The organism is Streptomyces sp. NPDC012825, assembly GCF_042900925.1.
Lineage (GTDB): Bacteria > Actinomycetota > Actinomycetes > Streptomycetales > Streptomycetaceae > Streptomyces.
Window position 1 is genome coordinate 17,271 of record NZ_JBIBBZ010000025.1, and the last position, 20,056, is coordinate 37,326.

Genomic DNA, 20,056 nt, shown 5'->3' on the forward strand with positions numbered 1-20,056 from the left:
CGAACGGCAGCCCACACCCCTTCCCCTTGGAGCTCCCCGCCATGCAGAACACGCCTGTCCCGTCGCTGGTCGGGGAGGAGTACGAGGTCGAGGTCGGCCCGGTCGCCCACGGAGGCCACTGCATCGCCCGTACGGAGGCCGGCCGGGTCCTCTTCGTCCGGCACGCGCTGCCGGGGGAGCGGGTCGTCGCCCGGGTCACCGAGGGCGAGGAGACCTCCCGTTTCCTGCGCGCCGACGCGGTCGAGATCCTGGACCCGTCCAAGGACCGGGTCGAGGCGCCCTGCCCCTTCGCGGGCCCCGGCAAGTGCGGCGGCTGCGACTGGCAGCACGCCAAGCCGGGCGCGCAGCGCCGACTGAAGGGCGAGGTGATCGCGGAGCAGCTCCAGCGGCTCGCCGGGCTCACCCCGGAGGAGGCCGGCTGGGACGGCACGGTCATGCCGGCCGAGGGCGACAAGCTGCCCGCCGGCGAGGTCCCGCAGTGGCGCACCCGCGTCCAGTACGCGATCGACCCCGAGGGCCGCGCGGGCCTGCGCAAGCACCGCTCCCACGACGTCGAGGTCATCGACCACTGCATGATCGCCGCGGAGGGCGTCTCGGAGCTGGGCGTCGAGAAGCGCACCTGGGAGGGCATGGCCTCCGTCGAGGCGATCGCGGCCTCGGGCTCGAACGACCGCCAGGTCATCCTGACCCCGCGCCCGGGCGCCCGCCTGCCCCTGGTGGAACTGGACAAGCCGGTCTCGGTCATGCGGGTCGACGAGAAGGACGGCGGGGTCCACCGCGTCCACGGCCGCGCCTTCGTCCGCGAGCGCGCCGACGACCGCACCCACCGGGTGGGCAGCGGCGGCTTCTGGCAGATCCACCCGAAGGCCGCCGACACCCTGATGAAGGCCGTCATGCAGGGCCTCCTGCCGCGCAAGGGCGACACCGCCCTGGACCTCTACTGCGGCGTCGGCCTCTTCGCGGGCGCCCTCGCCGACCGGGTCGGCGACCAGGGCGCGGTCCTCGGCATCGAGTCCGGCAAGCGCGCGGTGGAGGACGCCCGCCACAACCTGGCCGGCTTCCCGCGCGTCCGCATCGAACAGGGCAAGGTCGAAGCGGTCCTCCCGCGCACGGGCATCACCGAGGTCGACCTCATCGTCCTGGACCCCCCGCGTGCCGGCGCCGGCAAGCAGACGGTCCACCACCTGACCACCCTCGGCGCCCGCCGCATCGCCTACGTCGCCTGCGACCCGGCGGCCCTGGCCCGCGACCTGGGCTACTTCCGGGAGCGGGGGTACCGGGTGCGGACGCTGAGGGCGTTCGACCTGTTTCCTATGACGCACCACGTGGAGTGCGTGGCGATTCTGGAGCCGGTGAAGAAGGACGCCTGAGCTGCGGTTTTGCGGGTGCGCGGTATGTGCGGTGTGGGCGTTACGGGCGATGTCTTGACGCTGAGATGACGCTCATTTGACGCTCGTTCTGATGGGCTGTCAGGCTGCTGTTGGGGGAAGAGGGGCCGGACTGCAGTGCTTCGTCTCGCCCCTGGACCCCCGAGGGGAGGCGTTGCCGACCATTGCCTGAGAAGGCAGTGCCTATCGCCTCGACGCACGGCTGATGTCAGGTTTTCAGGCGCCGGCATGCGTCCGGCCTTTGGCCTGCTGCACGTCTGAAGGAGAACGGAAGCCTGGTGAGCAGTGCTCGTTCTGGTGGGCGGGTGCTGGCTGTCCATCCCGGTGACCCCAAGTGCGTCGGCCCCTACCGGATCATCGGACGCCTCGGCTCAGGGGGCATGGGCCCGGTGTTCGCCGGCCTCGATGCCACTGCTCTACGGGTTCCCGGTCATCACCACTGCGCTGGGGGATAGCCGACCGAGCGAGGGTCGTCTGTGGCCTGTCGGGCGCCGGACGCGGGCGTGAACCTGCCCGCTCCCTGGCGCACGTGTTCCTCCCGCCTTGCGTCGGGGTGGAAGCGGTTTCAGGTGCGGTGACACCACCGCCGGGGCCAGGAAGCGCATCCTGGCCGAGCGCCCGGACATCCTGCTGACCACGCCTGAGTCGCTGGAGGCGATGCTGGTCAGCGCCAATGTCGACCACGCGTCCTTCTTCTCGGGACTCAGGGCAGTGGTGGTCGACGAGGTGCATGCCTTCGCCGGAGACGACCGAGGGTGGCATCTCCTCGCAGTTCTTGAACGTATGCAACGGGTGGTGGGCCGGCCCCTGCAGCGCATCGGGCTCTCGGCGACGGTCGGCAACCCGGAGGAGCTGCTCACGTGGCTCCAGGGATCGGGCGCAGGGAAACTGCCGGCCCAGGTCGTAGCCCCGCACCTGGCCGGACCAGGGTCGTCGGCGGCAGGGGATACCGCCCTTATGCCGCCGGGTGACATCGAGCTCGACTACGTCGGTTCCCTCGACAACGCGGCCACGGTCATTGCCTCGCTTCACAGAGGAGAGAAGCGTCTTGTCTTCTGCGAGTCACGAAGGCTTGTGGAGGAGCTGGGAGAGAAACTCCGCGCGAAGGGGGTCACGGCCTTCCTGTCCCATGCCTCGCTCTCCCTTGAGGAATGCAGACGGGCGGAGACAGCCTTCGCGGAAGAACGCGACTGCGTCATCATCTCGACCAGCACACTGGAACTCGGCATCGATGTGGGTGACCTGGACCGGGTGATCCAGATCGACGCGCCATCCTCGGTCGCCTCCTTCCTTCAGCGGCTCGGCCGTACCGGGCGCAGGGCAGATACCCTGAGAAACTGCCTTTTCCTGGCACTGGACGAATCCGGGCTCCTGGACGCGGCAGGGCTGCTACTGCAGTGGTCGCGGGGATGGGTAGAGCCCGTGATCGCTCCTCCTGAGCCGCGTCACATCGTCGCGTAGCAATTGCTTGCTCTCTGTCTGCAGGAGCACCGAGTTGGCGAGAACTTGTGGCAGGAGTGGTGGAACGGTCTCGGACCCTTCGGTGGCGCCGCAGAACCGATCGCGCGACATCTGATCGACGAGAGATATCTGGACAGGGGCGGAGGACTCCTGTTCATTGGCCCCGAAGCCGAACGACGTTTTGGCCACCGCCATTTTATGCACCTCACAGCAGTCTTCACCACGCCTCCGCAATTCACCGTGCTGCACGGCCGGTCGGAGATCGGTCGAACCGATCCCAGCCTGCTCACCGAGCGGGTGAACGGGCCGCGTCGCCTGTTGCTAGGCGGGCGGAGCTGGCTGGTCACGTACATCGACTGGCGGCGAAAGCGCTGCTTCGTGGAGCCGCGGACGGGGGAGGAAAGGCGAAGTGGAGCAGCGCCGGGTTCGGCCCCGGATCATCGTTCGAAGTGTCGCGGGCGGTACGCGAAGTGCTGCTGGGCGTAGATCCATCCGTCAAACTCACGCAGCGGGCGGTCCGAACCCTGAGTGAAGCGCGCGAGCACTTCCTGGAGCGGGTACATCCAGGAGGCACGCTCATCATTCGGGATGCCGATGGTCGCATGCGCTGGTGGACGTGGGCGGGGCACCGGGCCAACGCCACACTGACGGCCACCCTCGATGAGGTGGCGGTGTTGGGCCAACGCGTCAACGATCACTGGATCCGGCTGCGTGAGGACGTGACGCCGGCATCCTGAAAGAGTCGCACCGCCGGTGCGGCCGACCGGCTTTGTCTTCCCGCAGTCGATGAGCGGGCCGTACGGGGTCTGAAGTTCGCAGAGGCGCTGCCGCCGAGGCTGGCGGAAGCGACGCTTTCCGCCCGTCTGGCCGGCTCGGAGTCTGCGGCTGCCGTGTTGTCCGAACCTGTGCGATTCGTCTCGATCGCTGGGCAATGAGACCGCCTGGGATGGGACGTCAATTTCCGTGGTGCCGGGCCTCAAGGGGTACCCCGTGACCCACACCGCTTGATCCAGCCACGATCGCCACAGTTCCGGCCGACAGTCGTCGTGATGTTCTCGGCAGGCCAGGCCCTACCTAAGATCACCACAACCGAACTGCGGCCCGACGGGCTTCCTGGACAGGACATGCCCCCACCCGCACGAGTCACTCGTGCCCTGGGGGAACCACCTCGTGTCCATGCTCCTTCTGAGACTGTCGGCTCAGGATCTGCTCACTCTCGACTCGCGCGACCGGATGGTGCCGCATCTTGCCGCCCGATGGCGCTACTTCCGGGGAGCGGACGCCTCGGAGTCGGAGCGTTCTGCCTGGGCGGAGAGCCTGGTGAGCCTCGCGAGCGACCTGGTCGCAGCGGAACGGGGGAACGTGGAGATGATCGTCGAGTGTGCGGCCACCCTCGACGAGGCGGTCTGCCCCGGCGATCCCCGCCTTGTCGACGTCGTTCTGGTGGGGCGCCATCCAGAGCGCCACGTGCCCTCCGTGCAGTTGGTCGAGTTGAAACGTTGGTCGACGGTGAGCCGGGTGGAACGGGCGACCGCGGACCTTTTGCATGTGCCGGGAATCAAAGAGAAGAAGAAGCATCCGGCGCTGCAACTGCGCGCGAACTATGAGGCGTTCACGGGCCCTCGAGGTCCGTTCCAAGGTGCCGACTTCGAATGTGGCGGTTTCGCCTACTTGCACAACGCCACCGACGAATCCGTAAGAACCCTGATCGGCGTGGACGCGCCGACAGGGGCCTATGCCCGCGTCTACACGAGTGACCGACGCGAGCAGTTGTTGTCCGACCTCAGGATGAACTTCGCCGAGGACGGTGCGGCCTCCACGGCGGAGAGGATGCTGCAGAGCATGGGCCTGCGCAATACTCCGCTGCTCGATGCCATGATCTGGTCCCGCGGAGCCGACACCGTCTTCACTCTGCGAGGACGACAGAAGGAGGTCGCGGATCAAGTCTTCGAGACTGCTTCGAGGGTCCTACCGGATCCTCGGCGTCCCGCTTTGGTACCTGATGAGCGGCGTGTGGTCTTCCTCGTGACGGGTGGCGCGGGAACCGGGAAGAGCGCGATCGGCCTGCAGATCAAGGCAGAGCTGGAGGCTCAGGGCCGTACGGTCAAATACGCCAGCGGCAGCCGGGCTTTCAATGGGGCCCTTCAAGAGCACGTCGGCTACGGGGATCGGCAGTTCAGGGAGACGTTCACCTACTTCAGCAGCTTCGTCACTCCGCCTGACCCGCTCCTGGACGTGCTGATCTGCGACGAGGCACACAGGCTCAGGGATCGGTCGACCAGCCGATTCTGGAAACCCGAGGAGCAGGGCACGGGCCCGCAGGTCGATGAGCTCCTTGCTGCGTCCCGCTTGACGGTGTTCTTTCTGGACGAGGGACAGTCCGTGAGACCGAACGAGGTCGGAACCGTAGATCTGATCAAGGACGCAGCCGAACGGCACAACGCTCTCGTCATTCCCTACAGGTTGAGGGAGCAGTTCCGATGTGGAGGCAGTGACGCCTACGTCCGTTGGGTGAAGGCGTTGCTCGGCGTGACGAGCGAGGAGCCGGGCAAGTGGCGCCCCGACGGACTGATGCACATCGAGGTGGCGGACACACCGGAAGAACTCGAGCAGATCATTCGGACAGAAGCACTGGCCGGTGCGTCCGCGCGTATGGTCGCCGGCTACTGCTGGCCGTGGACGAAGCCGCTCGGCAAGGAGCGACGGCTGGAGGCCGACGTCCGTATCGGTGAGTGGCACAGGCCGTGGAACGCGGACAGCGAAAGCTTCTGCGAGAACGAGGCGCCGCCGTCGAGGATCTGGTCCGTGCACGAGAACGGTCTGGGGCAGATCGGCTGTGTCTACACCGCGCAGGGACTCGAATGGGACTGGTGCGGGGTGCTCATGGGTGACGACATGGTGCGCCGCGGAGACCGGTGGGTCTTTCGACGGGGCAAGGAACTAAAGACAGCAGAGCCGGGCATCAAGCGGGTCGCAGAGCCCGGTTCGTTCGATCCCAAAGTGAAGGCTGGCAGTGTCGATGACGACGAGTTCGCACGTCTCGTCCGGCACGCCTACCACGTGCTGATGACCCGGGCCAGTCGTGCCACGGTGCTCTATTCCACGGACCAGGAGACCCGGGACTATCTCAAGCGCCTCGTCGGCAAAGTCGAGATTCATGGGTTGCGTCCCACTTGGGAGAACCTGCCGGTGGAGGCGCGTACCCCGCATCTGCCCAGACCTGGCCGAGGGCGGGGGCGGGGCAAGAGCAAGGGGAGACGTCAGAAGAGTGGGGGGTCGCAAGCCCCTGAGATGAGGCTGTTCTGACAAGGTTGTCGTATGAGTGAGGTGGCGGACTCACCGGGCCCGCCACCGGCCTGCACTAGAAGAGCAGACCTGCAATCGCCACCAAGGCCGTCACCACAAGATTGGAGACGACTGCGGCGGCAATCTCGATCAGGATCTCGCGGATCCGTTCACGACGCGCAGGCTTGCACTCGACTGAGGTCATGACCACTCCAAAGCAGTGAGATCGGAATGGCAGGGGGACGCCCTACCGGGCATCCACGCTCGCGTCGCATGTCACCACACGACGGGCACAACCATTCCTCACCCGCAGCTCTTTGGAGCGAGCTCAGGAACCGCAGCTTCGTACCCTCCGGGAAGGTGCGCAGCGCGATCATGCTATCGCGTGAGTCGACGCGGGGGGTGTGGATTCCGCAGTCGCATGCGCGGACCAGGCATGATCCGGGTGCTTCCGACGGTCAGAGCGTCGGGGGGATCAGTGAGCGGAGCTTTTCACGGGTTTCCGGGTCCGTCGAGTAGATGATCGTGCCGATCATGCCCCGGGTCAGCAACACTTTGTACGTGTTGCGGACGAGACGGTCGATGTCCTGGTCTGCAGTGGCCTTGGTGAAGGACGGGTCCTTGGAGGCGCTTCGGTCCACCACCCATCGGTCCGTACGCCAGACGAGGTCCGGACCCATGATCACGCCGGACCAGTCGTACTCGAAGCCCTGCGCGGTGTAGACGCATCCGACCTGTCCGAACCCTGCTGGGTCGGTGGCCCAGAGGGGTGCCGGCGGGGCGCCGAGCAGGGCGCGGTCGCCATAGAGGTTCCACGGCCTGGCCCAGTCGCCGATGACCACGTCGGTGGGCAGGGTGTGCATGTTGGAGGTGATCTTTGTCGTCCACTTCCAGCAGTAGCCCGCGGACATACGCGCACCGTAGTCCTCGGCCCGTCGGGCAGCCAGGAAGTCCTCCAGCTCCTGGGGGGTGTCCGCGGTCAGGAGCTGTACCTTGTCGTCCGACTCCCACACGGAGGGCGTGTTTTCTTCGAGCCCCAGCAGGTCGACCACCCAGCGCAGGTAGGCGTCGCTTCCGCCGCACCGGAACTGGCTGTCGAGTTCCACCACCGTACAGTCCAGACCCTGTTTGGCCGCGGCTGCCTGGATCTGTTCCACGGTTCCCATCTCGCCCGGACGCACCACTTGGTGCTGGTCCAGCAGGAACACTGGAACCCGCGCGGCGTCCATCAGCTCCGCCACCTGCGGTCGGCCGGTCCGCAGAGTCGCCTTTGTGTAGCGGTTGGCGGAGGTTTTGCGCAGCCGGTGCGCCTCGTCGCAGACCAGCACGTCGAGGTCGTTCGGCTCAGCCTCCATGAAACTGTTGAAGTAGCGGAAGAGCCGCTGGACCTCCGGCTTGCGGGCACCGGCGACCTTGCGCATCGTCTTGGTGAAGGACTGCGATCCGGTGGCGTGCAGGGCCGGTACCCCGCGCCGGTAGAGGTCGCCCAACAGGGAGAGCGCGATCACGCTCTTGCCGGAGCCTGGTCCGCCGGCCACGACGACGACCTGCTTGCGGTTGGACCGCCGGGCCCGTCGGACTGCCGACATTACCGTTTCGTAGGCGAGCCGCTGTTCGTCCAGCAATACGAACTGCTCCCGGTTGCGCACCTCTTCGGCGGCAACGGCCATCAGCTGCCTCGATGGCCGCACCTTACCCTGCAGCAGGGCGTCGGCGGCCTCGGCACCCGGCTTCGCCGCCAGCCTGGAGCGGAGGTAGCCGAGGAAGGCACCACGCTGGTCGCCGGTGAACATCCGGCCCCGATTGTCCTCGGTGACGGCGCGGAGCCCCGCCACCCCGAAGTCGGTCGCGTTGTGCAGGTAGGCGACCCCCGCGACGGAGTCGGGAATCCGTTCCAGCGCTCCGTTGAACGAGATGAGATAGTCGCAGTACCCGCGCACCTGCTCGATCGGGTTGAGGACCGGATCCGGGTAGGCGTCGATGCGGCACAGCAGCGGATCGTCCTCCTCCGGGTACGCCTCGCTCCACTGCTTCAGTTCGACGACCACGTACGAGGGCTCTCCGGTAACCGGATGAACGCCGGCCAGTATCACGTCCGCACGCTTGCTGGTCAGGGGCAGCGCGTACTCCAGCATCATCTCGACATCACCGAGCCCGGCTTCGATGAGCACGTTAGTGAGCGCAGGGATGCTCCGCTCCCAGGAGCGCACCTCCGACGGCTGGGGCCGATGGCGGTGTTTGTGCAGGAAGTTCTCGGTCAGGAGCTCGGTCAGCTGTCCTTCAAGGTGGGTGCGGTTGGCCAACGAGGCCACGGACTCACGGAACAGCAAGGAAGTGCCCCCAGGCAGCACGAAGTAGCTCGTGCGGGTGGGGGCATATCCTTCGGTTCCACGGAAGTGGAGCGGAAGCCCGTCGGGCCGCTGAGATGGTCCTCGCCATCCTAGAACAAGCTATGGATTAGACGCCTGAGCTGGTCGACAGCCTCGTATCTGGGGAGCTGGCGACGCTCCTCTGACGCACACGGCCCCTTGCGCCGACGAAACGGACACTCTGACCTGTGAGCCTGCCCCATCGCTTGCTTCTCAAGGTGTTCTGAGGGACGCACCACGTGGAGTGCGTGGCGATTCTGGAGCCGGTGAAGAAGGACTCCTGAGCCGGGGTTCTGCGGGTGCGCGGCATGTGCCGTGCGGGTGTTGCGGGTGGTGTCCCGACGCCGGGACGACGCTCGTCCTGGTGGGACGTCAGCCGGTTGACGTGGAGGGCCGGGCCGTGGTGGGGGCCGGTGAACAGGCGTACTGCGGCGAAGGGTACGGAGCACGGCGGGCGCGGCTCGTCGGCCCCGTTCCGCTCCTTCGCGTTCGACGGGGAGGCGTCGCCGACCGCTCTCCGGGAAGACGGTGCCTGTCGCCCCGGCACGCGCCCGGCCTTCGGCCCGTCGCACGTCCGGAGGGGACCGGAAGCCCGGTGAACGGTGTCCGTTCCGGTGGGCGGGTGCCGTGCCGGTGGAGAAGGGCGGTTTCCGTCGTGTGCGTGTCGGTGGCACCGGTCGCCCCTTCCGCCGGCGGGCCGGGGTCACCACGGCGTCCACACGGGCTGCGGTCCGGCTCCACACCTGGGTGGACGCCCTGCCGGGGGAGGCGGGGCTAGGGTCCGGGCGATGAGTGAACAGATCCCGCAGTCGACCAGGGGAGCCACGGCCATGTCCGACGCGACGATCGAGCAGAAGCGGCGGGCGTTGCTGGACCGGCGGCTCAGGCGGCGGCAGGCGCTGCCGGCCGACGACGAACAGATCGTGCCTGTTCCGCGGGACGCCGAACTCATGCCCTCCCGCCAGCAGGAGGGGCTGTGGTTCCTGCACCAGATGGATCCCTCCTCCACCGTCTACAACGTGTACTTCGCGCTGAGACTGCGCGGGGCGCTGGACACGACCGCCCTGGAGGAGGCCCTGCGGCGGCTCGTCGTGCGCCACGAGAGCCTGCGCACCCGGTTCGTCGCGCAGGACGGCGCCCCCCGCGTGATCGTCGACGAGGCTCCCGGGGCGCGGCCGCTCGAGGTGGAGGACCTGAGCGGCCTGGACGCGGACGCGCGCGAGGCGCGCGTGGAGGAACTGGCCGAGCGGGACGCGCTGGAGCCCTTCGACATCGAGCGCGAACCACCGTTCCGCACACGCCTGCTGCGGCTGGCACCCGACGAACACGTCCTGCTGCTCTGCCTGCACCACATCGTGTCCGACGGCTGGTCGGCCGGCATCATCACGAAGGACCTGGCGGCGCTGTACGCCGGTGCGGACCTGCCCGCGCCGCCCGTGCAGCCCGCCGACTACGCGGCATGGCAGCGGCGCCGACTGGAGGGGGAGCGCGAGCGGAACCAGCTCGCCTACTGGCGCGACAGGCTGGACGGCGTGCCCACGTTCGACTTCCCCACCGACCGGCCCCGGCCCCAGACGCCCACGTTCGCCGGTGCCGTGGTGGAACGCACGCTGCCCGTCGGCCTGGCGGAGCGGCTGCGCGCGCTGGCCGGACGGGAACGGACGTCCCTGTTGGCCGTGCTGCACGCGGGACTCCTGACCGCGCTGTCGCGCTACACCGGTCAGGACGACATCGCGATCGGTTCCGTCTTCTCCGGCCGTACGAAGGCCGCCACCGAACAGCTCGTCGGCTTCTTCGCCAACACCCTGGTCCTGCGCACCAGCACGGCCGGCGACCCGACCTTCCGGGAGCTGCTGAGCCGCTGCTCCGACACGGTGCTGGGCGCGCTGGCGCACCAGGACGTGCCCTTCGGCACCGTGGTGGACGCCCTGCGGCCCGAGCGTGCCCAGGGGCGCAACCCGCTCTTCCAGATCAGCCTCACCCTGCAGGCCACCGGAACGGGCGGCCCGGGGTTCGAGCTGCCGGGCATCGTGATCGAACCCCTGCCGCAGGCCGCGGTCCACTCCCGTTTCGACCTCGGTGTGACGGTCGTGGAGTCGCCCGACGACACCCTGCGGGTCTCCCTGGAGTACTCCACCGACCTGTTCGACCGGAGCCGCGTCGACCGCCTCGCCCAGCACTTCCACCGGGTGCTCGACCAGGCCGTGGAGCAACCCGACCGGCTCGTCGCGGAGTTCGACCCGCTGTCCGACGACGAGCGGCGGCGGATCCTGGAGGAGTGGAACCCGGCCCCGGTGCACCGCGCCGAGGACGGACTGCTCCTGCACGAGCTGGTGGCCCGGCAGGCCCGGCGCGCACCGGACGCGACGGCGGTCCGCGACGCGGGCCGGGAGCTCACGTACGGCGAGCTCGACGCAGCGGCGAACCGGCTGGGCCGCCTCCTGCGGGAGGAGCACGACAGCGGGCCGGGAACGATCGTGGCCCTGCTTCTCGACCGCGGCACGGACCTGCCCGTCGCCCAGCTCGGCGTGCTGGTCTCGGGCGCGGCCTGGCTGCCGCTCGACCCGCAGAACCCGGCCGACCGCGTCGCCGCCCAGCTCCGGGACGCCGGGGTGCGGCTCGTGGTGACGACGCGCGATCTGGCGGACCGCGTCCCGGACGGCCTGACGGCCCTCTGCCTGGACGACCCGGTGGTACGGAGGGCACGGGCGGACCTGCCCGCGACGGCGCCGGCGGTGCCGGTCACGCCGGAGGACCTCGCGTACGTGATCTACACATCGGGTTCGACGGGGCGTCCGAAGGGCGTGATGATCAGCCACGCGGCCGCGGCCGGATTCGTCCTGAACGCGCGGGACCTCTTCGCGCTCGGGCCGGGCGACCGGCTGCTGCAGTTCGCCAACCCCGCGTTCGACGTGAGCGTCTTCGACGTCTTCGCCGCGCTGGTGTCGGGTGCAGCGGTGGTGACGGCACCGCGGGAGACGCTGCTGGACCCGGACGCGCTGGCGGAACTGCTGCGGACGGAGCGCGTGACGGTGGCGGACCTCCCCCCGGCGGTCCTGCGGCTGCTCGACCCCGGACCGCTGACGGACCTGCGGGCGCTGTTCGTCGGGCTGGAGGCGTTCCCGGCGGAGCTGGTGAACCGGTGGCGGAGTCCGGACCGGGAGTTCCACAACGGCTACGGTCCGACCGAGGCGACGGTCGCCTGCGTGGACTACGCGTGCCCGCCCGAGCCCCTGACGTCGGCGCCACCGATCGGCCGGGCCATGGCCAACCACCGGGCGTACGTCCTCGACCGGCACCTGCGGCCGGTACCGCCGGGAGTGCAGGGCGAGCTGTACCTGGCGGGAACCGGGCTGGCCCGCGGCTACCTGAACCGGCCGGACCTGACGGCGGAGCTGTTCCTGCCGGACCCGTTCGGAGAGCCGGGCACGCGCATGTACCGCACGGGCGACCTGGTCTGCTGGACCGAGGACGGCCTGCTGTCGTTCCGCGGACGGGCCGACCGGCAGGTCAAGATCCGCGGCCTGCGCATCGAACTCGGAGAGGTCGACCGCGCCCTCGAGGAGTGTCCGGGCGTCGCCCGGGGCGTGACCGTCGTCCACGAGCGGGACACACCGCAGGCCCGCCTGACGGGCTACGTGGTGCCCGCCGGAGCGGCGGAGCCGGACGGGGAGGAGATCCGCGCCCTTCTGATGGACCGCCTTCCCCTGCACATGGTGCCGACCGCGGTGGTCGTCCTGGACAGCCTGCCGCTGACCCCGTCGGGCAAGCTCGACAGCCGCCGGCTCCCCGTCCCCACCGCGCCCACGGGCGCCGACCGGCTGCCGCCCGCACCGGGGACCGAGACGGCCCTCGCCGCGATCTGGCAGGAGCTGCTCGATCTTCCACAGGACCGGATCGGGGCCCACGACAGCTTCTTCGACCTCGGCGGCACGTCCCTGCAGGCCACCCGCCTCGCCTCCCGGATCCGCGAACGGCTCGGCGCCGAGACGGGAGTGCGGGAGCTGTTCGGAACGCCGGTCCTGCGTCGCATGGCCGCCCTCGTGGACGCGGCCTCCGGCACCGCCGAGCTGCCGATGACGCGGGTCTCCCGGGACGGCGCCCTGCCGCTCTCCCGGCAGCAGGAAGGACTGTGGTTCCTGCACCAGCTCGACCCGGACTCGCCCGTCTACCACCTCCCGCTCGTCCTGCGCCTGCGCGGCCCCCTGGACGTCGCCGCGCTGCGCCGGGCCCTGCGCGGCCTGACGGAACGGCACGAGGTGCTGCGCACCCGGCTCGTCGCCGACGAGGACAGCGCGCCCCGTCAGGTGATCGACCCGGCCGGGGACGTCCTCCCCGGTGCCGCGGAGCCGGTGGCCGGCCTCGCCGACGCGATACGGCGCGCCGAGCGGGAGGCGGCGGCACCGTTCGACCTCGCCGCCGGGCCCGCCCTGCGGGCACGGCTGCTGGAAGTGGCCGCCGACGACCACGTCCTGGTCCTGGCGATGCACCACATCGTCACCGACGGCTGGTCCACCGGCGTCCTGCGGCGTGATCTGGCCGAGCTGTACGCGGCCGCGCGCGAGGGCCGGCCGGCCGCTCTGCCCGCCCTGCCGGTCCAGGTCGCCGACCACGCCGCGTGGCAGCGGGCCCGGCTGACCGGGCGGGTGCTCGAGGAACAGCTCGACCACTGGCGCACGGCCCTGGCCGGGCTGCCGGCCCTCGACTTCCCCACCGACCGGCCCAGGCCCACGACGCCCACGCAGGAGGGCGCCCACCTCGACCACGTCCTGCCCGAACCCCTCGCGGCCCGGCTGCGGTCCCTGGCGCGCGAGGAGAACACCTCGGTCCTCGCCGTGCTCCAGGCGGCTCTCCTCGTGGTCCTCTCCCGCGCCACCGGCCAGGACGACATCGCCGTCGGCTCGGTCTTCTCCGGACGGACGCGGTCCGAACTCGAACCGCTGGTCGGCTTCTTCGCCAACACCTGTGTCCTGCGGGCCAGTACCGGGGGGAGGCCCACGTTCCGCGAGCTCGTCGGCCGGTGCCGGCAGAGCGTGCTCGGTGCCCTCGGCCACCAGGACGTGCCCTTCTCCATGGTGGTCGAGGACCTCAACCCCGACCGGGTGCCCGGGCGCAACCCGCTGTTCCAGATCAGCCTCACCCTGCAGAGCGGCGGCCCGACCGGAGCGACGCCGTCGCTGGGGGACGTGACGGTCGAGGACGTGGCCCTCGGCGGATCGCGGGCCCGGTTCGACCTCGCGATCGCCGCGACCGAACTGCCGGAGGGCGGCATCGACCTCCAGTTCGAGTACGCGTCGGAGCTCTTCGACCGCGAACGGATCGCCCGGCTCGCCGGTCACCTGGCCACCGTCCTCGACCAGGGAGCGGACCGGCCCGACGACCGGATCTCGACCCTGGAGGTCGTCACCGCCGACGAGCGCCGCGAGCTGGTCCGCCGCAGTGCCGCCCGGACCACCGCTCCCGTGACCGGCTCGCTGTACGCGCTCTTCGCCGAGCGGGCCCGGCGCCGCCCCGGCGCGGTCGCCGTCGTGGACGGCGACGAGCACGTCACGTACGGCGAACTCGACCGGCGTGCCGGGGAGGTCGCGGCGCGACTGCGCCGGCGCGGTGTGGACCGCGGTGATCTGGTGGGGCTGTGCGCCGGCCGCTCGGCCGCGCTGGTCGCCGGCCTGCTGGGCATCCTGCGCGCGGGCGCCGCGTACCTGCCCCTCGACCCCGCCCTCCCGGCGGACCGGCTCGCCTTCATGCTCTCCGACGCCGCCGCCCGGGTGGTGCTGACCGGTCCCGGCACCGAGCTTCCGCCCGGCCCCTGGCAGACCGTGCCGCTCACCGGGGCCGACCCGGCCGGCCCGGCCCCGGAAACGCCCGCCGACCCCGTGGAGACCGGGCCGGGGGACCTCGCGTACCTCATCTACACGTCCGGTTCGACGGGGCGCCCCAAGGCCGTCATGGTGCCCCACGGCAACGTCGTGCGCCTGCTCGACGCCACCGAGGAGTGGTTCTCCTTCGACGAACACGACGTGTGGACGCTGTTCCACTCCGTCGCGTTCGACTTCTCGGTGTGGGAGCTGTGGGGGGCCCTGGGCCGCGGCGGCCGGCTGGTCGTCGTCCCGTACGAGGCCAGCCGTTCCCCGGAGGCCTTCCACGCCCTCCTGGAGCGCGAGCGGGTCACCGTCCTCAACCAGACGCCCGCGGCGTTCCGCCAGCTCGTCGCCGTCGACGAGGAGCGCGGGGCGGAACTGGCCCTGCGCACCATCGTCTTCGGCGGCGACGCCCTGGACGCCGACTCGGTGCTGCGCTGGTTCGACCGGCACGGCGAGGACGCTCCCCGCCTGGTCAACATGTACGGCATCACCGAGACGACGGTGCACGTCACCCACGAGGTGCTCGGTCGCGAGCTGCTCACCGGCGGACGCAGCCCCATCGGGGTGCCGATCCCCGACCTCTCGGTCTGGATCGTCGACGCCGAGGGCCACCTCGCGCCCGTGGGCGTACCGGGCGAGATGTGGATCGGCGGCCCGGGCGTGGCCGACGGCTACCTGGGCCGGCCCGCGCTGACCGCGGAACGCTTCGTGCCGGACCCCTTCTCCGGGCGGCCGGGACGGCTGTACCGCTCGGGGGACCTGGCCCGCCGCCTGCCCGACGGCACGCTCGACTACCTCGGCCGGATCGACCACCAGGTCAAGATCCGCGGGTTCCGGGTGGAACTCGGCGAGATCACCGAGGCCATGACCGCGCATCCTGAGGTCGCCGACGCCTTCACGGTCCTCCACGGCACCGGTGACGCCCGCCGCCCGATCGGCTACGTCGTCCCCGCGCGCACAGCGGGCGACGACCTGCCCGCCCGGCTGCGGGCGGCGCTCGCGGAGCGCCTGCCCGAGTACATGCTGCCCGCCGTGATCGTGCCGCTCGACGCCCTGCCGCTGACCCCCAACGGCAAGATCGACCGGCGTGCCCTGCCGGAGCCGGCCACGGCCGCCCGTCCCTCGGCCCCTCCGGAGACACCGGTCGAACGCCGTCTCGCCGCGCTCTGGGAGGACGTGCTCGGCACGGGGTCGGTCGGCGCGGAGGACGGCTTCTTCGAACGGGGCGGCAGCTCGCTGGACCTGATCAGGCTGCGCGCGGCGATCCGGACGGAGTTCGGTGTCGCGGTCGAGCCGCGGATCCTGTACGGAACCCGTACGGTACGGGACATGGCCCGGATGATCGAGACGGAGCGGGACCCGGTGGCGGAGTCCGGCCCGGTGGCGGACGCGGACGCGTCCGCCGGGTCCTCACCCCTGGTGGCGATACGCGACCGCGGCACCAGGGACCCGCTGTTCCTCGTCCACGCGGTCGGCGGTTCCGCGGCGCCGTACTGGCCGCTGGCCCGGGAGCTCGACCCCGACCTGCCGGTGTACGCCCTGGAGGATCCCGCGCTCGGCGGTGCCGCCGGCGCCCGCAGCGTGGCGGAGACGGCCGCGGCGTACCTGGCCGAGGTGCGCGCGGTGCGCCGGACCGGCCCGTACCACCTGGCCGGCTGGTCGTACGGCGGCGCGGTGGCCCTGGAGATGGCCCGGCAGCTGGAGCAGGACGGGGAACGGGCGGCCGTCGTCGTCCTCCTCGACACCGGACTGCCCGACGGCACGGGGCCGCTGCCCGACACGACCGACCTGCTCGTCGCGTTCGTGCGGGACCTGGCCGGACTGCGGGCCGCCGAGCCGCCGGCGCTCGATCCCGGCCGACTGCGCTCGCTGCCGGACGCCGAGCGCGTCGACGAGGTCCTGCGGGCGCTGGAGGCCGCGGGGCTCGTCCCGGCCGGTGTGCGGGAGGAACTGCGCACCCGCGTCGGCGCCTTCTTCGCGAACTCCCTGGCCTTCCACGCGCACCGGCCGGGCCGCTACGGCGGCCGCGTCGCGCTGCTGAGCGCGGCGGACGAGCCCGGCGACGACCTGGCCGGGTGGCACGACCTGGTCGGCGGGGAACTGGACCACCACGTGGTGCCGGGCACGCACCACACCATGCTGCAGCCTCCGCACCTGAGCGGTACGGCACGCGTCCTGCAGCGGATTCTCGACGACACACAGCGAGGTGGAAGGTAGATGAGCGCACCCGAGGAGCGGTCGCGGCAGGGCGGTCTGTGGCGGGACCGCGACTTCATGCGGCTCTGGTCCGGGGAGAGCCTGTCGATGTTCGGCGCGCAGATCTCACTCGTGGCGATCCCGCTCCTCGCGGTGGCCACCCTGGACGCGACCCCCTTCGAGATGGGCGTGGTCAACGCCGCGCAGTTCCTGCCGTACCTGCTGTTCACGCTGCCGGCCGGAGTGTGGGTGGACCAGCGGCGCCGGCGCCCCCTGATGATCGGCGCCAACCTGGGCCGGGCCGCCGTGTACGGCCTGGTGCCGCTGGGCACCGCGCTGGGGCTGCTCGGCATCTGGGGACTCGCCGCGATCGTCTTCCTGGCGGCGACCCTGACCGTGGTCTTCGACCTGGCCTACCAGTCGTACCTGCCGTCGCTGGTGGGCCGGGAGCACCTGGTCGAGGCCAACGGCAAGCTGGAGGGGAGCCGCTCGGTCGCCCAGGCGTCCGGCCCCGGCATCGCCGGTCTGCTCGTGGGACTGATCACCGCGCCCGTCACCGTCCTCGTCAACGCCCTGACCTATCTGGTCGCGGGCTTCGCGGCGATGCGGATCCGCAAGCCCGAAGAGGTACCCGCCGCCACGGGGGAGCAGGGCTCGATGCTCTCCAGGATCGGCACGGGGCTGCGCCTGATCGGGCACAACCCCTACCTGCGGGCCATCGCCGGCGAGGCCTCCGTCTACAACCTCTTCAACCAGGCGCTGTGGACCGCCCTCGTCCTCTACCTGACCCACCGGCTGCACTTCTCCGCCCTCACCATCGGCATCGTGCTCGCGATGAGCGGGGTCGGGGCGTTCCTCGGCAGCCTGGCCGCCGGATGGTGCGGGCGCCACTGGGGCCTGGGACGGACGATCATGATCGCCATGCTGATCGGCTGCGCCTCTCCGCTGATCATCCCGGCCGCGAGCGGCGACAAGCACGTCGCGATCCCGATCGTGGCCTTCGCCCTGCTGCTCAACGGCGCCGGAGTGGTCATCTGCAACATCCAGGTGATCAGCCTGCGGCAGACCGCGGTCCCCTCCGACGTGCTGGGCCGGGCCAACGCCGGCTACCGCTTCCTGGTCACCGGCGCCGCCGCGCTCGGCTCCCTCCTCGGCGGCGGACTCGGCGAACTGATCGGTCTGCGGGCCACCCTGGTCGTGGGCGGACTCGGTACGTTGGCCGCGTTGAGCTTCTTCCTCGGCTCACCCATCCCGAAGCTGAGGGACCTGTCCGAGGTCGCCCCGCCGGAGCCCGGCACCGGCGGGGTCCCCTCACGCGTTTCCACCGGCGACGACGCCACCGCCTGACTCCGAAAGGAACCACCGCCTCATGACCGTGCAACTCCAGAACGTGGTCATCGACTCCGCCGACGCCGCGAAACTGGCGTCCTTCTGGGCGGACGCCACCGGCTGGGAGGTCGCCGAGTGGTCGAACGCCGGGGAGGCGATGGTGCGCAATCCCGGCCCGGGCGTGAACCTCTACTTCATGGGGGTGCCGGAGGAGAAGGCGGGCAAGAACCGCGTCCACCTCGACATCGGCCCCGCCGAGGGCAGCACGGCCGGAGCCGAGATCGCCAGGCTCGTCGGACTGGGCGCCCGGGTGCTCACCCCGCACGACGGCTACACCGTTCTGGCGGATCCGGAGGGCAACGAGTTCTGCGTCACGGGAGACCGTGACTGACACCGGCGTGCCGCACGGCCGGGGCGGGTCCTCCCCTGAGGGAGGGCCCGCCCCGGCCGGTTCGGTGTCCGCGCGCCCGGCGCGGGCCCCGAAGGGCGTCGGGCCCGTGTCTCCGTGGGGGTTACGCCCGTGTCTCCGCGGCCGCGCGCCACACCTCGGCCGCCAGGTCGAGCATGCCGGTGGACCGGGCCTCCTCCGCCAGCGCCCCGAGGTCGCCGAGGGCGTCGGGGTCGCCGCGGAGGACCCGGATCTGCCCCTGCAGCATGCGCAGCCGGACCCGGTCGCGGAAGTTGAGGAGGTCGCCGGAGCCGGCGGCCTCGGCGCAGAGGGCCTCCGCGGTGGCGTGGTCGCCGCGCACGAACGCCAGCTGGGCCCGCAGGAAGACGTACTCCTGCAGGTGCTGGGGGTGGCCGACCAGGTCGAGTGCCGGCTTCACGGTGTCGAGGTGCGCTTCGGCGTCGTCCGCGCGAGGGGGGCTCGCCTGCAGGGCCAGTGCGGACGCGGCCAGCCGGAGGCGCATCCACAGCGTGAGGTTGTCCCGGCTGTCCAGCACCGCCATGGCCCGGTCGAGCAGCTCCGAGGCCCGTGCGTGGTTGCCGTGTCGCGTCGACACGGTCGCCGCGGTCCACAGGGCCTCGGCGGCCAGCGGGCCGCGCTCGTCCCGGAGCTGATCGCAGACGTCGTCGCTGATGCGGAGTGCCTCGGCGAGGTCGCCGAGTTCGGTGACCACCGACGCCAGCAGCAGCCTCAGCCGGACGGCGTCGGGTGTCCTCAGGCCGGCGTCGGCCGCGATCCGAAGCCCCTCGCGCGCGGTGGCGCGCGCGGCGTTCACGTCTCCGAGCGAGCGTTCGCAGCGGGCGAGGCGGAAGCAGGCGTGGACCCGCAGGACGGGGTAGCCGAGTTCCCGGCTCACCTCCACGAGCTGCCGGAGACTGAGACGCTCTCCCTCGCGGTCGCCGGCCTTGCCCTTGAGCCGGGCCAGTTGCGCGTACGCCTGCCAGCGCAGGGCGCTTTCGGGATTGTCACTGCGTGACAGGGCCTTCTCGATCTGGTCCTGGAGGGACAGGCTCATGTCGGCGTCCGAGAGAACGAGGGTGGTGGTGACCACGTCCAGCAGACTGGACATCTCGATCTCTTCGAACGCGGACAGGGAGACGTCCAGCTTCACCGCGAGTTCCCGGAGGACGCGTTCCGTGGGCGGGCGCGATCCCGACTCGAGCCGGGAGATGTAGGCGGCGGACACGTCGGGTCCTGCAAGGGCGGTCTGGGTCAGACCACGTTGCTGCCTCAGCTGGCGCAGGCGTCGCCCGAATGCAGGCTGCTCGAGCATCTTCTTCCATTCATGGGTAGGTTTCCCCCCCTTTTTCGGTGCATTCTGTCAATCCTTGACTCCCTTCGTCAAATCGATCTTTATCCGTCCCGTTCTCAGGGCCACTCGATGTCCGGCAGGCCGATCGGATCGGGGGCGGGCCACTCGATGTCGTCCGTGATGACGGTCGCTGCCCTCGTGTCCGCGTGCTGCCCGTTCGGGCCGCCCGTCGACGGGGTGAAGAGCAGTGCGGTCGCGGTCAACGTGAAAGACGTCAGGGCGATTCGCCCGATCCTTGTCATTTCGCTCTCTTCCGGGATTTCGATCGCGGTGGTCGGCGCCGCTCCCGGTGGGGCGGTGGACGCCGGTGACGACGAGGCTTCGGAGCTCTTTTGTCGCGGAAGTGACGGTAGTGCGCTACTTCGCTTTTGGCAATGCTTGACAGAACTTGACAGCATTCCGTA

The 20,056-nt window shown here is 70.5% G+C and carries 9 protein-coding genes and 1 pseudogene; 6 read left to right on the plus strand and 4 right to left on the minus strand.

Translation table 11 applies throughout. From position 1 onward, the window contains the following. Positions 1-41 precede the first annotated feature (41 nt). The 3 genes and pseudogenes from ACFY7E_RS30400 to ACFY7E_RS30410 all read left to right on the plus strand — a co-directional run bounded on the left by ACFY7E_RS30400 (position 42) and on the right by ACFY7E_RS30410 (position 6,155). Complete coding sequence (locus ACFY7E_RS30400; RefSeq protein ID WP_389490459.1) at positions 42-1,370, plus strand: class I SAM-dependent RNA methyltransferase; 1,329 nt, start codon at positions 42-44, stop codon at positions 1,368-1,370. Between the two features lie 591 nt (positions 1,371-1,961). Continuing rightward, a pseudogene (locus ACFY7E_RS30405) lies at positions 1,962-3,784 on the plus strand (helicase-related protein); the annotation flags it as partial. Between the two features lie 241 nt (positions 3,785-4,025). Beyond that, positions 4,026-6,155, plus strand: a complete 2,130-nt coding sequence (locus ACFY7E_RS30410) for a DNA/RNA helicase domain-containing protein (protein WP_389490509.1) — start codon at positions 4,026-4,028, stop codon at positions 6,153-6,155. 55 nt (positions 6,156-6,210) lie between these two features. On the opposite strand, the gene ACFY7E_RS30415 is transcribed toward ACFY7E_RS30410, so the two are convergent. Together ACFY7E_RS30415 and ACFY7E_RS30420 are read right to left on the minus strand one after the other, a co-directional pair. After that, positions 6,211-6,339, minus strand: coding sequence for a DUF6408 family protein (locus ACFY7E_RS30415; protein ID WP_234344666.1), 129 nt, complete (start codon positions 6,337-6,339; stop codon positions 6,211-6,213). 253 nt (positions 6,340-6,592) lie between these two features. Next, positions 6,593-8,485, minus strand: a complete 1,893-nt coding sequence (locus ACFY7E_RS30420; protein WP_389490462.1) for a DNA/RNA helicase domain-containing protein — start codon at positions 8,483-8,485, stop codon at positions 6,593-6,595. A gap of 806 nt (positions 8,486-9,291) precedes the next feature. Here ACFY7E_RS30420 and ACFY7E_RS30425 point away from each other — a divergent pair. Genes ACFY7E_RS30425 through ACFY7E_RS30435 form a run of 3 tightly spaced genes read left to right on the plus strand, consistent with a single transcriptional unit; the run spans position 9,292 to position 18,283 of the window. Then, the gene (locus tag ACFY7E_RS30425; RefSeq protein ID WP_389490464.1) at positions 9,292-16,584 is read left to right on the plus strand and encodes an amino acid adenylation domain-containing protein; all 7,293 of its coding nucleotides are present in this window, start codon (positions 9,292-9,294) and stop codon (positions 16,582-16,584) included. Then, entirely contained in the window at positions 16,585-17,910 is a 1,326-nt protein-coding gene (locus ACFY7E_RS30430) for an MFS transporter (protein ID WP_389490466.1), read from the plus strand. A gap of 22 nt (positions 17,911-17,932) precedes the next feature. Continuing rightward, the gene (locus ACFY7E_RS30435; protein WP_383440251.1) at positions 17,933-18,283 is read left to right on the plus strand and encodes a VOC family protein; all 351 of its coding nucleotides are present in this window, start codon (positions 17,933-17,935) and stop codon (positions 18,281-18,283) included. A 121-nt stretch (positions 18,284-18,404) separates the two neighbouring features. Here the strand turns inward: ACFY7E_RS30435 and ACFY7E_RS30440 are convergent, their stop codons facing one another. Both ACFY7E_RS30440 and ACFY7E_RS30445 read right to left on the minus strand, forming a co-directional pair. Continuing rightward, entirely contained in the window at positions 18,405-19,613 is a 1,209-nt protein-coding gene (locus ACFY7E_RS30440) for a helix-turn-helix domain-containing protein (protein ID WP_389490469.1), read from the minus strand. Positions 19,614-19,708: 95 nt separating this feature from the next. Continuing rightward, complete coding sequence (locus ACFY7E_RS30445; protein ID WP_389490471.1) at positions 19,709-19,855, minus strand: hypothetical protein; 147 nt, start codon at positions 19,853-19,855, stop codon at positions 19,709-19,711. Positions 19,856-20,056: the final 201 nt, after the last annotated feature.

What these genes read in the sequence shown, in the direction of transcription:
- ACFY7E_RS30400 (WP_389490459.1), top strand. Translation starts at nt 42, where the DNA reads ATGCAGAACACGCCTGTCCCGTCGCTGGTCGGGGAGGAGTACGAGGTC.
- ACFY7E_RS30410 (WP_389490509.1), top strand. Translation starts at nt 4,026, where the DNA reads ATGCTCCTTCTGAGACTGTCGGCTCAGGATCTGCTCACTCTCGACTCG.
- ACFY7E_RS30415 (WP_234344666.1), bottom strand. Translation starts at nt 6,339, where the DNA reads ATGACCTCAGTCGAGTGCAAGCCTGCGCGTCGTGAACGGATCCGCGAG.
- ACFY7E_RS30425 (WP_389490464.1), top strand. Translation starts at nt 9,292, where the DNA reads ATGAGTGAACAGATCCCGCAGTCGACCAGGGGAGCCACGGCCATGTCC.
- ACFY7E_RS30430 (WP_389490466.1), top strand. Translation starts at nt 16,585, where the DNA reads ATGAGCGCACCCGAGGAGCGGTCGCGGCAGGGCGGTCTGTGGCGGGAC.
- ACFY7E_RS30435 (WP_383440251.1), top strand. Translation starts at nt 17,933, where the DNA reads ATGACCGTGCAACTCCAGAACGTGGTCATCGACTCCGCCGACGCCGCG.
- ACFY7E_RS30440 (WP_389490469.1), bottom strand. Translation starts at nt 19,613, where the DNA reads ATGCTCGAGCAGCCTGCATTCGGGCGACGCCTGCGCCAGCTGAGGCAG.